The organism is Thermostichus sp. MS-CIW-38 (assembly GCF_054058415.1).
The window spans coordinates 28,352-42,988 of record NZ_JBSSAH010000026.1 but is presented as its reverse complement, the minus strand read 5'-3'; the positions used below and the strand labels follow the sequence as shown (position 1 = coordinate 42,988).

Below are 14,637 nucleotides of genomic sequence, written 5' to 3'. Positions count from 1 at the left end.
GATGCTGACCATAACGCTGCTCAAGTAATCTCTCTCCTTGGGGCGACTGTAAACTCGCCTGAAATTCCGAAACTTAGCTGTCCTCTGGGGCCGCTGGGGATTGGGATAAAGCCCGCACTCTGCGCATAGCGCGGGTGTCGGGTAGTTTACCGCCGCCATTCTCAGCGCTTCCCTGCGGGGGACGGCCAACTTCGACGAGGAGAACTTTCCCTACGATGTTGTCTACACCTTGGGTCGCTACTTCGCCCAAATGGGGGCCTTGGTGCAGCAATATGGGGGAGTACTGGCCAACCAGAGCGGGCTGAGAAGTCTGGCTTTGTTTGGCTTAAAACAACCCGAGCTGGCCATACAGCAGGCGCTGCAGGCGGGGTTGGCGCTTGGGCAGTCGGTGGTGGAGTTGAACAGGTGTTTGCGGCAACTCTCCTACCCGCAGGTCAAGCTTGCCATCGGGATCCACTACGGCCCAGTCCTTTTGCTGCCCCTCGATCCCCAAGATCCGCAGCGGCTGTCTGCCTTTGGCAAGTCGGTCAATGTTGCCACCTGGCTGGAGTCGGTTGAGGATGTTTCGCAAGGGGGGGAACAGTCTGAGGAACAGAGCTCCCGGTTGCTCATCTCGGCAGCTGTGTATCGAGCCGTGGAAGGGCAACTCCTGCAGGTGGAGCCTCTTTCGGTGAAACCCGTTCCCAACGCCAAACCCATCCGAGTCTACAGGGTGCATCCCAACCCCGTCAGCTTGCCGACTGGCGAGGAGCAAGCTCCAGAAGCAACCAAGCCTGAACCGCTTGGATGGCTGGAAGCGCTCCGGGAATGGCTACAGGCTTGGTCTCGTTTTTGAGGGATCCCTTCAGGCAAAAACGCCATCCCTTTGCTGAACTTGGGCCTGCAAATAGGGGATCCCCATCCGGTGGCAGTAGTCGCCGAAGCTCTCGCCAGGACGGCGCTCCTGCTTGTAGGCCTGCAGGAGAACTCTCATCAGCGGCACGATCTGGCTAATGTGTACCCGCTCCTGAAACACTTGCGCCAGGCGATCCCCCTGCGGGCTGGCTCCCAGCCAAATCTGGTAGTAGCCATCGGGGGCGGATCCCACCAATCCCAGTTCCGCCAAGTAGGGTCGGGCACAGCCGTTGGGGCAGCCGGTCATGCGCACCAAAAAGGGCGAATCCTGCAGATCCAGCTCCTGCAACAGTTGATCCAACTGGCGCACCAGCCCTGGCAAAGCTCGCTCCGACTCAGTAATAGCCAAGCCGCAAGTGGGCAGCGCCGGACAGGCCATCGACAGCCGCACCAGTTGAGGGATCTCTTCCTTGGAAAGCACCCCGTGGGACTTGAGGATCTGGTTGATGGCCTCCCGCTGCTGCTCCGCAATGTCGATGAAAAGTAAATCCTGAGTGGGGGTCAGCCGCACGTGCAGAGAAAAGGCTTCCACAATCCGGCGCAGCGCCGTTTTGAGCTGTCGCTCTGGGGTGTCCTGGATGCGCCCATTTTCAATGGAGATGCCCAAAAACCAACGGCCATCCCCCTGCTCGTGCCAGCCCAGGTAGTCGTCGCTGTTGGGAACAAACTTGGGTAGGGGGCGAAACCGGGGCAATTTTTCCCCCACATACTCCTCGACAACGCGGCGAAACTTGCGGATTCCCCAGTCTCTCACCAAGTATTTCAACCGCGCCTGCTTGCGGTCGTGCCGGTTGCCGTAGTCTCGCTGCACGGCCAAAACCGCTTGGCAAACCCGATACACCGCCTCCGGAGGGGCAAAGCAGAGCTTTTGGGCCAAAAGGGGCTGGGTTTCTTCCTTGCCGTGGGTACGCCCCATGCCCCCACCCACCACGATGTTGAAGCCCTTGAGGTTGCCCTTGCGGTCGGTGAGCACAATCAAGCCCAGGTCCTGGGAGTACACATCTACCGTGTTTTCCCCAGCTACGGTGATGGCTGTCTTGAACTTGCGGGGCAAATAGACGGGGCCATACAGAGGTTCTGGCCCCTCCAGGCGCACCCCGTTGCCGACAAACTGCTCTGCTTCCACCACTTCCTCATCCACCGGTGGGATGGGAACCGGCTCCCCATCCACCCAGATCTCGTAGTAGGCAGAGGTTTTTGGAGCCAACAGATCCGCCAGCTTGCGGGCATACTCTTGGGCATAGCGATAGGCAGGGCGATTTTTGTAGGGGGCCACCGGTGCCATTACGTTGCGGTTGACATCGCCGCAGGCGGCCAGGGTGGATCCCATCTGCTTGAGAATGCTGGCTATGGTGGCCTTGAGGTTTTTCTTGAGGATCCCGTGTAGCTGAAACGTCTGCCGCGTTGTGGCTCGCAGGGTGCCATTGCCGTACTCATCGGCCAGCCGATCCAGGGTCAAGTAAAGCTGGGGGGGCACGTGTCCCCCGGGGATGCGGGTGCGCAACATCATCGAATAGGCCCGCTCCAGCCCCTCCTGCTTTCGCTGCTGCCGCCGATCCCGGTCGTCCTGCTGGTAAGCCCCGTGAAACTTCAGCACCTGCACCGCTGCTTCGCTGAAGTGGGTGGTGTCTTGGGCCAGCTCCTGCTGAAGGGGATCCCGTAGAAAGTGGCTGTCTGCCTTGATCTGCTCCACCTTGGAACGCTTGGCCTCGGATGGGATCATGGGGGGCATTGATAATCTCCAGTAAACCGGTCGGAATACTTGTGAATAACAGGCTATCACCTCCTTTGAAGAGCGTCCAGTTGGAAAAGTCAGCCTCTTATCCGGGTTTTGTTCCAAACCCGCAAAACTTGTTATTTGAGTCAGCTGGAGATGTCGGCGCTGCTAGCTGGCCAGGGCTAGGCGGGCACCGTACTCCTGCACCGACCACAGTTGCCAGGCACAATTCCCCTGCAGCTCCAAAACCAGGTCGTGGTAGGCCAGGAGGGTGGGACGATGCCCAACGCTGATGTAGGTGGTGTTCAGGTGTTGCAGCTGCAGGTAGAGCAGTTTTTCGTTGGCCACATCCAGGGCGCTGGTGGCCTCGTCCAAAATGGCGTAGCGGGGCTGGGTGATCAAAATGCGGGCAAAGGCAAGACGCTGCTGTTCCCCTAGGGAGAGAGTGCTGGCCCAGTCTTTCTCCACATCAAAGCCGCCCACCCGCTCCGGCAAGTCTCCCAGGTTCACCTGGGCCAAGACTCGGATGAGATCTTCATCGGTGAGGTCTCGGCGGCGTTTGGGATAGAGCAGTTGATCCCGCAGGGATCCCAGCAGCATATAGGGTTTCTGGGGCAAAAAGAGCATCTCCTGAGTATCTGGGCGGGCGATGGATCCCTGGCCGTTGGTCCATAGGCCGGCAATGGCCCGCAACAGGGAACTTTTGCCGCTGCCGCTAACACCGACAATCAAAAGCCGCTGGCCGGCTTCCAAGGCGAAGGAGAGATCCCGCACCAGGGTTCGTTCTGAATTGGGGGTGAGCAAAGTGACGTGGTTTAGCGCCAATTGCTGGGCAATGCGAGTTTGAATGTTGCTTTCCCGAGCGCCGGTGTGGCGCAGCGCCGGATCTTCCAGAGACTCGTGAAAGGAGCCTAAGCGGTTGATCCCGGCGGCAAAACTGGAAATGCTTTGAATCTGGTTGGCCACAATGGAGAGGGCGCTCAACACCTGGCTGAAGGCAATGGTGGCTTGGGTAATGGTGCCGAAATCTCGCACGCCGCTGAAGTAAAGGGGGGCGACGATGACATAGGGCACAATGCGGGTGAAATAGTTGTAGGCGTATTGGAAAATATCGATGATGGCCTGCCAGATGATCAGCAAATTAAAATTGCGCAAGGCCGCACCAAAGCGATGCAAAATTTGCCTGAGTTCTTGATCCTCTCCCTGGTAAAAGGCGATGGACTCGGCGTTGTCGCGCACATGCACCAAGCTGTAGCGGAAATCGGCTTCGTAGCGCAGTTGATCGAAGTTAATTTTGATCAGCTTGCGACCGGCCAAAATGGCGATGGCAGTACCGATAGTGGCATAGACCACCAGCCCCAACGCCAACGGACGAGAAATGCCATAGAGAATGCCGGTGAAGGCATAGAGGGTGAGAATCGAGTCGAGAATGTCCAACAGGAAGGAAAGGGTGGTGCCGGTAAAGGAGCGGACATCCTCTGATATACGCTGGTCGGGGTTGTCGATTTCGGTGTTGGCGGCGTTGGAATCCAGCTCGTAGTAAGCCCGCTGATTGAAGTAGCGATCCAGAAAATGATCGGTCAGCCATTCTCGCCAAAACAGCCCTAGCTTGAGGCGAGTGTAGCGGTAGATCACCAAAATGGGAATAGCTGAGATAATCAGCACTCCATAAATAATCAAAAACTGCCAGAAAGTGGGCTCTTCTTTTTGCTGCAGAGCTGTGTCGATAAATCGAAAGATAAAGCTAATCATCACGTTCAGCCGGTTTACCGTCAGCGACAGAAACAGCAAAAAGGTGAGCAGCGCCCACTGCAACCAGCGCTGGCGAAGCTGCCGCCACACTGCCCCAAAACAAAGGCTGCTCAAAGCCAAGCTGATCGCGGCTACCCACAGCACCGGCGAGGACAAGTTTCTCTCCGTTTGGGCCACCAATCCGGCTGCCACATTGGTAAAAAACTCTGGGAACAGGGCCTGACCGACCAAAGTTACCCCAATCTCCACAAAGAACATCAGGGCAACCACAAACACCATGGCCGCTGCCAGCAAGCCCAAAAAGATCCAGCCCCCATAGCGCACTCTGGGGTAAAAGTAGGGCTGGGCCACGGTGATAAACCGATCCCACAGTTTGCGGTCAAAGTTAAATTGAGAGGCTTGGGATTCCATTGTCGTGGTCGGCGGAGAGAGCAAGATCGACATCTCCCAGGCTAGCAGGCCATGGGTGCCAATCTGTGTTCAACAGGAGCGGATTCATTGGGGGTGAAACGCGGATCCCCCTTGTCCCATCCAAACCGTCTTGGTTCTGGGTCTTGCTCACCCACACACCCCTTGCTTAAAGCCAGTGTCTCTTCAACCTTGCAACCGGTTTTGCCAAGCCGATTGGGCCGCCAGCCACACCGTCTGAACCGGCACGTGAAACTCCTGGGCGCGGGCCACACAGTCGCGAAACTCCGGCTGAGCGTTGACGATGCGGCCATGGTGGCGGGCCACTTTGATGTCTACCAGGCCGTAAGGGGTTTCCACCCGCTCGATAACCCGCTCCAGCAGGGTGCGCTGCTGTTGGAAGTGGCGAATGCCCAGGGTGGTGGTCTCCCGGAAGATGAGATCTTGACACTCCGGCACCCGATCCGGCGGACAGATAACGGTGAGCAGGATCCCCGGCCGCCCCTGTTTCATGGTGATCGGCTGGGTAAACACGTCCCAGGCCCCCAGGGCCAACAACTGCTCGCAGGTGTAGGCAATCACTTGGGGGTTGAGATCGTCGATTTGGGTTTGCAACACCGATACCGTTTCCGTTAGCTCTCCCCCATCGGCTTCCCCGATCCAGAGACGAAACACGTTGGGAATGGGCAGCTCTTGGGCACCGGCCCCACGCCCCACTTTTTCCACCCGCATCGGCGGACAGGGGCCAAACTCTTCCGCCAACGCCACAGCCAAGGCTGCTCCTGTGGGGGTCACCAGCTCGGCTTCCACCCCGTTGCTGAACACCGGCACGCGGCCCATTTCCCACAACTCGATCACCGCCGGCACCGGCACGGCCAATTTGCCATGCTCTGTGCTCACCCAGCCGCCCCCAATAGGATGGGGGGATGACAACACCCGCTCCACCTGCAGCCAATCCAGGCCGATGCAAGTGCCGACAATATCCACCAAAGCATCCACTGCCCCCACTTCGTGAAAGTGCACTTTTTCCACGGGCACTTGATGGACTTTTGCTTCTGCCTGCGCCAACTTTTCAAACACCGCCAAGCTGCGGGCCTTAATGGCTGGGGAAAGCTGGGATCCCGCGATCAAAGCCTGAATCTCTGCCCAATGCCGAGCAAGGGATCCCCCACTCTGGGATCCTAGTACCTCTACCACAGCTTGCAGAGCAGGCTGCCCACACCGCTGCACCCGGCTCACCTGCAGGCTATATTCCCCCTCGATGCCCAACGCCTGGAGCTGACGGTTGAGGTACTCCAAAGGCACCCCGCAATCCAGCAGGGCTCCTAGACACATATCGCCGGCAATGCCCGCCGCACAGTCGAAGTAGGCTATTTTCATGCTGGAGAACTGGGGGTAGCCGCTGCCGCCAGAATGGACTTGTATCCCTCTTGATTGTAGGCAGCAACCGGCCTGGAAAAGGCGACGGGAGAGCAGTTAGGCTTCCCTAGAGTCAGAAGATTCAGAAGATCGAGCAGCAGATTCCCGCCACTGTTGGATGATGTTGCCCAAATTGCGCCGGAATTCTCCAATTCCCAGCAGGGATCCCGGCTCGGGATCCCAGGAAGCTGAGAACACACCGTAGCTGATGCCCAAAAAACCAAGGCCAAACAAAGTTAGCGACTCCGCCAAGGTGAAGTAAGGGGGCAGAGGAACCACGTGGTTGGTCAAGAGATAGTAATTCACAAAAAAGCTGCTCAGACCTAGCCCCGAAGGGATCCCAGAAAACACCAGAATCCGCCGCACCATCCGCCGGCTGACCTCAGGGGGAATCACGGCAACAGGCTCCTTCTTGGCCGGCTTCTTCTCCACCTCAACAGAGGCGGAGGGGGAGCGACGGCGAAAGGTTTTGGACTGGCGGCTGGATTTGCCCACGAAGACAGATCTCCGATAGCGTTTTGGATGGGCTGCCTACTTTTTCACCCGGATGTTCAGCCGTTCGGCCAGCTCCCGGAAGCGGTCAGGAGAATGCTTGGCGATGTAGTTGAGCAAACGCTTGCGACGACCGATCATCATCAGCAGGCCGCGGCGGGAGTTGAAATCCTTCGGGTTTCTCTGAAGGTGCTGAGAGAGCTGGTTGATGCGACTGGTGAGCAGAGCCACCTGAACCTCGGCAGAACCGGTGTCGGTGTCGTGCAGTCGATAGCTCTCAATGATCTGCTGCTTCTCTTGTTGCAATAAGGCCATAAGATCAAGGGACTGGATGCACTGCTTCAAGATAATAACATCGGCTTTTCCTCCCTCGCTATGGCCGAGGAGGGTTATGGAGAGAATGGGATATGACAACAACCTCTGGGGATCCTCCGGCACTGCCCGCTTTGCTGGAGCTGTTGAACTCACAAGACTTGGGAAATCGGCTGCGCGCTGTCAACAAAGCCAGAGAACTGCCTGGGCCAGAAGCCCTGACATTGCTGCAGCGAGCGATTCACGACGAGAATGCCCGCGTCCGTTATGCTGCCATCAGCCAGATGGGCACCCTGTCTGGCGTCGATCCGAACCTACTGTTGCCTATTTTGCAGCGCTCTTTGCGAGAGGATCCGGAGTTCGATGTGCGGGCTGCTGCCGCCGCTGCCCTGGGGGATCTCAAGCAGCCACAGGCCCTGGCCGATCTCCTGGAAGCTTATCGGCGAGAAACGGAGTGGCTGGTACGGTTTAGCATCATCGCTGCCCTGGGAGAGCTGGGGAACCCTGCCGCCTTCGACACTCTGGTGGAAGCTTTGCAGGACAAGAGCGAGCTGATCACCACAGCCGCTGCCGCTGCCTTGGGCGATCTGGGGGATCCGCGGGCCATCCCCTACCTGGATCCCCTCATTGATTCCGACGACTGGCAACTGCGCTACCGCGTCTGCATTGCCCTGGCCAAGTTGGGAACAGAAGCCGCTCGCGCCGGACTGACCCGGCTGGCCCAGGATTCCCAAGAACAGGTGGCCGTACATGCCCGGGCTGCCTTGGGATCCCTGTAGTTCCCTAGCTCATGGCATTGATGATGTAGTCAAAGTAAGGGGCGGCTTCAGCGGCTGCCGCCGGCTCCAACAAGCTGAGGGCAGCTTCCTTCAAAAAGACAATCGCATCGATCATGCCGGCGATGGGTACGTTGAGGGCATTGTACATTTCCCGCACCCCTATCAGGCCGATGGACTCAATCGGCTCTTTGCTGCCGGCAATAATGCCATAGGTCACCAGACGCAGATACCAGTCGTAATCTCGCAAACATTGGTTGTAGCGCTTGTCACCGTAGGCATTGCCACCGGGTTGCACGTACTCGGGCCGCTTGGCGAATAGCTGCTTCTGGGCCTGGTCAATGATGCGCTTTTTGTTTTCTGCTAACACCTGAGCGATTTGCAAGCGCCTCTCGCCGGTGGTCATGTAATTCCTGATGGCTTCCAGTTCGCTAACTGAGAGGTAACGCAGCTGGTCATCCGCGGTCTCGATGATCTGGTTGATCACGCTCACGGTAGGGATTCTCCTGTTTTCTAACTTGCTTTCAATTCGGTTCATCAATTCGCAACCCATCCCCCCAGCCCAAGGTCGGCCCAAGAGATGAGCAGGTAGCTCGGCAAGCCAGCGCCGCCGGCTGCTCCCAGTTTAGGATAGGGCAAACCTTCCCTCAAGCACTTTGGCGTGACTCCATCTCGAGACTGGCCCTAGATCCGGCCTCGCAGCCATTGGGCCATCTCATTGCGGCGTGGGGCAGCCTCCAGACACACCTCTTCGGTAATCCGCCCCTCTTGGTAAAGCCTAAACAGGGATTGATTCATCGTACACATGCCCTCATAGGAGCCATCGGCGATCAGCTCCTCAATTTCATCCACCGCCCCCCGCTTGATGTAGTCCCGAATGGCATCGGTGTTGCGCATGATCTCGTGGGCCGCAGCTCGCTTGCCATCGGTGGTGCGCACTAAGGTTTGAGCGATGATCGCCACCAGGGTTTCTGCCAGTTGCAGGCGCATCGGCTCCTGTTCCTCCGGCTTGTAAATCCCCAGCAGACGCTCGATGGTGCGGACGGCGCTGTTGGTGTGCAGGGTTCCAAAGACCAAGTGGCCCGTCTGGCCGGCCTTCAGGGCAATATCCACTGTCTCTCGATCCCGCATCTCCCCAATCAGGATGATGTCCGGATCTTCCCGCAGAGAGGCTTTCAGGGCATTGGCAAATTCCAGGGTGTGGATCCCGACCTCCCGCTGCCGCACCATCGATTTCTTGCTCTGGTGGACGAACTCGATGGGATCCTCAATGGAAATGATGTGTTTGGGAAAGTTGGAATTGATGTAGTCCACCATCGCCGCCAAGGTCGTGGACTTACCGGATCCGGTGGGGCCGGTCACCAAAACCAAGCCTTTGTGCTCTTCGGCAATGCGCTTTAGCACTTCCGGCGCCCGCAACTGCTCCAGCGTCAAAATTTTCAACGGGATCAGACGCATCACCATAGCCGGGCCAAGAAGGGAAACAAAGCAGTTGACCCGACAACGCACCAAACCCTCGTACTGGATGGCAGTATCCAGTTCCAAACATTCCTCAAACTGGCGAATTTGGCTCTCCGGCAGGCTTTCCCGCAGCCAGCCATAGAACATCTCGGTGGTGGTGACCGGGTAGTTGGTCAAAAGCATTTGCCCCCGATCCCGAAAGCGAGGCACTTCCCCCACCCCCAAATGAATATCGGAGTAGCCTTTGTCATAGGCTTCCTGCACCAGTTGGCGCAGGGTCAGGCCCGCAGGAGTAGCTGGAGCCACCGGGATCCGACCGGCAGCCGTTGGGCGAGCTGGTGGCGCAAAAGGCGGAGCGGCAGGATTGGGGCTGGGCGGCGACACTGGAGGCCGAGCAGCAGCAGCCGGAGCCGGAGTGGGCGGGGGCATTCGAGGGGGAGCGACAGGATCGGGCACAGGCACAGGCACCTGAGGGGGAGCGACAGCCACACCAGGCGGAAGGGGCCGACCCAGAATGGGGTTGGGGGGGCTTTTGGCGTTGACAGGCCGGGATCCCATCCCTTGGGAAGCTGAACCCAGCACCGGATCCAGTTGCGTTGGGGGCTCCACCGGGGGCGTTTGAGCAGCCGGACGAGGCGGACGCTGCATGACCGGCGGAGCCGGGGGCTGCCAATTGGAGTCCAAATCGGTGGGAAACTGGTTTTCGGGGCTGACCTCGCTCATGACAAGCCTCGCTTCTGGCAGGGTTTGAGTCAATCTTAGGCTAGTATTCCCAGCCTGAGCAGAGGCTTAACCCACTCACCGGCAAAGCTCCGGGAAGCTCCCTAAAAATTGGACGGATGGCGAATGAGACTCAAAAACTCCTCACGGGTACGGGGATCCTCCTGAAACACCCCCACCATCGAGCTGGTGACCGTCCAGGAGCCGGCCTTTTGTACCCCCCGCATCACCATGCACATGTGGGTAGCCTCGATAACCACCCCCACCCCGTAGGGATCCAGCACCTCCATCAAGGCCTCAGCAATTTGCCGTGTCAGGCGTTCCTGAACCTGCAGGCGGCGGGAGTACATCTCGACGATACGGGCAATTTTGCTTAGGCCCACCACCTTTTGCCTGGGGATGTAGGCCACATGGGCTTTGCCGATAAAGGGCAGCAGATGGTGCTCGCACAGGCTAAACAGAGACACATCCCGCAACAGCACCATCTCGTCATGGCCCTCATCAAAGATGGCACTGTTCAGTAGCTCCTCCAAAGACTGCCGATACCCACTGGTCAAAAACTTCAAAGCCGCAACCACTCGTTCCGGGGTTTTTCGCAGCCCCTCCCGTTGGGGATCCTCCCCGATCCCCCGCAGCAGCGTCTCCACCGCCGCCACCATAGCCGGATCTGAGACATCCGAGCTACCCAATTCTTCTTCCGCAAAAGTGGCTCGATCTCGAATCACCCGAGACTTGAAATGGGCTTTGTCATCCATTCGAGATTGCGAGCCAGATCCGGGTTTCGCAAGGGTCATAGCAGGATATTCCTTGGTTAACGAAAGGCTAAGAGAACTCGGTGCATGCAACTCAGCTCAGGTGGCATCCAGTCAAAGGCTGCGATAGCCAAAACCCTCCCAAGTCACGGGCAACCCCAAACCAGCCAGGTCTAAAAGGCTCCCACCGCAGGCATGAAGGTGAGATCTTCCACCACCGCACCTGTGGGCAACCGAACAATGTAGGTAATCAAATCGGCTACCCATTCCGGCGAGAGCATTTTGGAACGGTCGAAGTTGACCCCTACCGTGCCCGTATCCCAGAGGGACGTGTCCACGGCACCAGGGCACAGGCTGGTGACCCGAATGCCATGCTGTCGCTCCTCTTCGGCCAAAGCTTGAGAAAAGCCCATTAGGCCGAACTTGCTGGCACAGTAAGCTCCCCAGTTGGGAAAAGCTCGCTTGCCCGCAATCGAGATGACGTTGACAATCGTGCCGAAGCGCTGCCGGCGCATTCCGGGAAGTACGGCTTGGGCGCACAGAAAAGCTGCCGTCAAGTTCAAGTCGATCACTCGCTGCCAATCCGACAAAGGTAAGGTGGCCAAAGGGCCAACGTGGGCCATGCCCGCATTATTGACCAAGACATCGCAGACGCCAAATCGATCCAGGAGAGCCTGCAACTGCTGGGGCAGAGCTGCTAAGTCGGCCAAGTCCATGGGAAAAACCGCTGCCTTGCCGCCCTGGGCTTGGATTTGGGCTTGCACCGCCAGCAGATCAGGTTGGGAACGGGCCACCAGAGCTACTGCTATCCCTTGTCGGGCTAGGGCTAGGGCTACAGCTCTGCCGATCCCTCGACTGGCCCCTGTAATCAGAGCACGTTCGGGAAACTTTGTCTCAAAACTCATTTACAACAAGCCTCTGGCGTGCGCCACACAAGCAAGCGCCGCCCAGGCCTGAGAAACTTCGCTAACTAAGTTTAACACTGATTTTCCGCTGCTTCGCTTGGAATCAGGGCGAGGCGTAGAAACCTTATTCTGTCCTGCTCAAGATCTGGCTGCTGGCTGTTGGATCTCGATCCGGTTGGACGGGATCCGGGGACATGGTAGTGTGGTAAAAATAGTGAAAATCTTTTGCAACAAAAACCGTCATGGCTGAGTTCTTGTTTTCTCCAAGTCCCACTGCCGCGCGGGAGGATCCCTCCTACATCCTTCAGCTTGAGGGCATCAGCAAGGGGTTTCCCGGCCAGCGGCAGTTGGTTTTGCGGGAAGTCGAGTTTCGCCTGCCCCAAGGAGACATCCTCAGCATTGTGGGCCCATCAGGTTGTGGGAAAACCACCTTATTGCGCACCATTGCCGGATTTGAGCAGCCGGATAGCGGGCGGATCCTGCTGGGGGGGCAGGTTGTGGCTGGGGAGGGGCAGTGGATCCCACCGGAGCGACGGGGAGTGGGGCTGGTGTTTCAGGATTTTGCCCTGTTTCCCCACTTGAACGTGTTGGCCAATGTGATGTTTGGCCTCCGACCCACTACCCCGTTTGCGTCGGCGGCAGGGGGTGGCAATCGCTCCCCCTCAACTGAGTTGCGAGCTGAGTTGCGAGGCGCTGCCCAACAGGCGCGGGAACGCGCTTACGAGGTGTTGCGGTTGGTGGGCCTGGAAGACTACACCCATCGTTATCCCCACGAGCTTTCGGGCGGGCAGCAGCAGCGGGTGGCTTTGGCGCGGGCTTTGGCCCCCAGGCCTAGCTTGATCCTGTTGGATGAGCCGCTGAGCAATTTGGATGTGCAGGTGCGCTACTACCTGCGGGAAGAAATCCGCAAAATCCTCAAGCAAACCCAGACCTCGGCCATTTTTGTCACCCACGACCAAGAGGAGGCTCTCTGCCTCTCCGACTGGGTGGCGGTGATGCGGGAAGGCCGTATTGAGCAATGGGGATCCCCGGAGGAGGTTTACCGGGAGCCGGCTACTCGCTTCGTGGCAGAGTTTATTACCCAGGCCAACTTTCTGCGCTGTGAGCGGCGGGAGTTTGGTTGGCAGGCTGAAGAGCTGCTGCACATCCCATTCCAGGCTTTGAGGGATCAGCCCGACCCCAGCTTGCGCTGCGCAGAGTTGATGGTTCGACAGGAGGAGTTGCATTTGCATCCTGATCCTCAGGGCGGCATTGTCATTCGGGATCGACAGTTTTTGGGGCGAGAGTACCGCTATTCCCTGATCACAGCAGCCGGCAAAGAATTGCACGCCCTAGCCCGGGAAGCCCTGCCTGTGGGCGCGCGGGTTCACATTGCTGTTGGGCAAGGTCGGCTGTTCCCCCTCGCTGAGGGGTCCTCCGTGGCTGAAAAAGAGCCAAATCGCGCAAAAAGTAAAAGTGTTGCCTGAGTCGGGGTTCTTTTGCACACCTTTAGCAACCCATCTTCCCCGCGACACGAAAGCCTTCGCCCCAGATAGGGCTTAGACTGGCAAGACGGTGGTCCAGGCTGGTAGCTCCCTCTGGAGGGACAAACTGGGTAGGCTGTTGGTGGAGCATGCCTCTAACCCCCAAAACCCTGAACTTTGCTGAATTTACTGAGCTTTAGGCGGTTTGGCAAAAGTCATTGAGAGGGATATAGTAGACCAAGTTTCCCCCTGATCCTTGAGTCCACCGCAACGGTTGCCGGGAAGTGAAGGGGGAAAGCGCTCGGGGGGTATTCCTCAGGGCTTTGCGGGATACCGCCTTCCTGTTTGGACTCCGTCCCGCTGACGCGAACAGAGATAGGCAGGATGCGATCGCTTCTTTCCTGAACCATGTTCAGGAGAGTTCAGCGTGAATGTATCAGGATTCAGTGCCAAGCTATGCAGGGATCCCGCATCGTGGCAGGCCCATCGGAGAACCGGATCGCCTTGGCGGAGTTCCGGGTGGGCGTGGATGCGGTCATTTTCTCCATCGACACTGAGCAGAATCGCCTCCTGGTGCTGCTGGTGCGGCGGCGGGAGGATCCCTTCCGCGGTTGCTGGGCCCTGCCAGGAACACTGGTGCGGCGCTCAGAATCCCTAGAAGCAGCGGCCTACCGCATCTTGGCGGAGAAAATTCGTGTTAAAAACCTCTATCTGGAGCAGCTCTACACCTTCGGGGGGCCGGAGCGGGATCCCCGCGAGGCCGAGGATGGCTATGGAGTGCGCTACCTGTCGGTCAGCTACTTTGCCCTGGTGCGGTTCCAGGATGCTGAATTGCTGGCAGACGGAGTGGAGGGCATTGCCTGGTATCCCGCCGACCAAATTCCCCCCTTGGCCTTTGACCACGAAGAGATTTGCCGCTATGCCCGCCGTCGCCTCTGCGCCAAGTTGGAGTACAGCCCGATTGCCTTTGACATTTTGCCCGCCACCTTCACGCTAGGGGAGGTCTATCAGCTCTACGGCACCGTTTTGGGCGAGGGGTTCTCCGACTACTCCAATTTTCGCGCCCGCCTACTGAAACTGGGTATCTTGCAAGATACCGGCCAGAAAAGTTCCCAAGGAACAGGCAGACCGGCAACCCTCTACCGTTTTGATGCGGCTGCTTTCGAGAAAATCCGTCATAAGCCGATGGTGTTTGTCTGAAGGCCGTCTGAGGGATCCCGGCTCGCCAAGGCCAAGCTGGCCAGATCGGTTGGTATAGATTGGCTTTTATTCAAAGGGAGTTCCATACATGACCACCTAGACAAAGGTTTATGCCTTGATCATGGTCATTTCAAGTTAGGCTGAGACACTTCCCAACTACTCCGCGTCGCTTCCACAACTATCCTCAACCCCTCTTCCAATGGAACAGTTTCATTCCTCGTTAAAATGACTACAGTCGTTTCAGGTTAGGGTGAGACGCCTAGGCTACTGAGAAAAGCTTTCTAGCCCTTTGCATTATTGCTCCGCAACGCTATTGCTCCGCAACGCTGACGCGAAGACGCGACCAAGGTTTTAGGTGTGGGTGCA

12 protein-coding genes and 1 pseudogene are annotated in these 14,637 nt (G+C 58.0%); 4 read left to right on the top strand and 9 right to left on the bottom strand.

The features are described 5' to 3' along the window. Window positions 1–157: 157 nt before the first annotated feature. Window positions 158–835 carry an adenylate/guanylate cyclase domain-containing protein gene (locus ACVWXZ_RS09835; RefSeq protein ID WP_457403883.1) on the top strand — a complete coding sequence of 226 codons (678 nt, stop codon included), beginning with the start codon at window positions 158–160 and terminating at the stop codon, window positions 833–835. A 9-nt stretch (window positions 836–844) separates the two neighbouring features. On the opposite strand, the gene ACVWXZ_RS09830 is transcribed toward ACVWXZ_RS09835, so the two are convergent. The 5 genes from ACVWXZ_RS09830 to rpsO all read right to left on the bottom strand — a co-directional run bounded on the left by ACVWXZ_RS09830 (window position 845) and on the right by rpsO (window position 6,997). Beyond that, window positions 845–2,626: an NADPH-dependent assimilatory sulfite reductase hemoprotein subunit gene (locus ACVWXZ_RS09830; RefSeq protein WP_457403860.1), complete on the bottom strand. Its 1,782-nt coding sequence runs from the start codon at window positions 2,624–2,626 to the stop codon at window positions 845–847. A 153-nt stretch (window positions 2,627–2,779) separates the two neighbouring features. Then, window positions 2,780–4,807, bottom strand: a complete 2,028-nt coding sequence (locus ACVWXZ_RS09825) for an ABC transporter ATP-binding protein/permease (protein WP_457403859.1) — start codon at window positions 4,805–4,807, stop codon at window positions 2,780–2,782. A 150-nt stretch (window positions 4,808–4,957) separates the two neighbouring features. Continuing rightward, window positions 4,958–6,151 carry a nickel pincer cofactor biosynthesis protein LarC gene (gene larC / locus ACVWXZ_RS09820; RefSeq protein WP_457482459.1) on the bottom strand — a complete coding sequence of 398 codons (1,194 nt, stop codon included), beginning with the start codon at window positions 6,149–6,151 and terminating at the stop codon, window positions 4,958–4,960. A 96-nt stretch (window positions 6,152–6,247) separates the two neighbouring features. Next, window positions 6,248–6,685, bottom strand: coding sequence for a photosystem II biosynthesis protein (locus tag ACVWXZ_RS09815; protein ID WP_414408022.1), 438 nt, complete (start codon window positions 6,683–6,685; stop codon window positions 6,248–6,250). Window positions 6,686–6,721: 36 nt separating this feature from the next. Next, a complete protein-coding gene (gene rpsO, locus ACVWXZ_RS09810) occupies window positions 6,722–6,997 on the bottom strand; it encodes a 30S ribosomal protein S15 (RefSeq protein WP_011431855.1) in 276 nt (91 codons plus the stop codon). Between the two features lie 92 nt (window positions 6,998–7,089). On the opposite strand from rpsO, the gene ACVWXZ_RS09805 reads away from it, so the two are divergent. Then, a complete protein-coding gene (locus tag ACVWXZ_RS09805; RefSeq protein ID WP_414329553.1) occupies window positions 7,090–7,773 on the top strand; it encodes a HEAT repeat domain-containing protein in 684 nt (227 codons plus the stop codon). Window positions 7,774–7,777: 4 nt separating this feature from the next. Here ACVWXZ_RS09805 and apcD read toward each other — a convergent pair whose 3' ends face one another. The 4 genes and pseudogenes from apcD to ACVWXZ_RS09785 form a co-directional block, all read right to left on the bottom strand. Next, complete coding sequence (gene apcD, locus ACVWXZ_RS09800) at window positions 7,778–8,263, bottom strand: allophycocyanin subunit alpha-B (protein WP_011431857.1); 486 nt, start codon at window positions 8,261–8,263, stop codon at window positions 7,778–7,780. A gap of 191 nt (window positions 8,264–8,454) precedes the next feature. Beyond that, a complete protein-coding gene (locus ACVWXZ_RS09795) occupies window positions 8,455–9,789 on the bottom strand; it encodes a type IV pilus twitching motility protein PilT (RefSeq protein WP_457403881.1) in 1,335 nt (444 codons plus the stop codon). A gap of 266 nt (window positions 9,790–10,055) precedes the next feature. Then, a pseudogene (gene folE / locus ACVWXZ_RS09790) lies at window positions 10,056–10,625 on the bottom strand (GTP cyclohydrolase I FolE); the annotation flags it as partial. A 251-nt stretch (window positions 10,626–10,876) separates the two neighbouring features. Then, complete coding sequence (locus ACVWXZ_RS09785) at window positions 10,877–11,608, bottom strand: SDR family oxidoreductase (protein ID WP_457394784.1); 732 nt, start codon at window positions 11,606–11,608, stop codon at window positions 10,877–10,879. Window positions 11,609–11,850: 242 nt separating this feature from the next. Between ACVWXZ_RS09785 and ACVWXZ_RS09780 the strand changes: the two genes are divergently transcribed. Together ACVWXZ_RS09780 and ACVWXZ_RS09775 are read left to right on the top strand one after the other, a co-directional pair. After that, window positions 11,851–13,074, top strand: coding sequence for an ABC transporter ATP-binding protein (locus ACVWXZ_RS09780; protein WP_457384699.1), 1,224 nt, complete (start codon window positions 11,851–11,853; stop codon window positions 13,072–13,074). A gap of 453 nt (window positions 13,075–13,527) precedes the next feature. Then, the gene (locus ACVWXZ_RS09775) at window positions 13,528–14,271 is read left to right on the top strand and encodes an NUDIX hydrolase (RefSeq protein ID WP_414406347.1); all 744 of its coding nucleotides are present in this window, start codon (window positions 13,528–13,530) and stop codon (window positions 14,269–14,271) included. The last annotated feature ends 366 nt before the right edge of the window (window positions 14,272–14,637 follow it).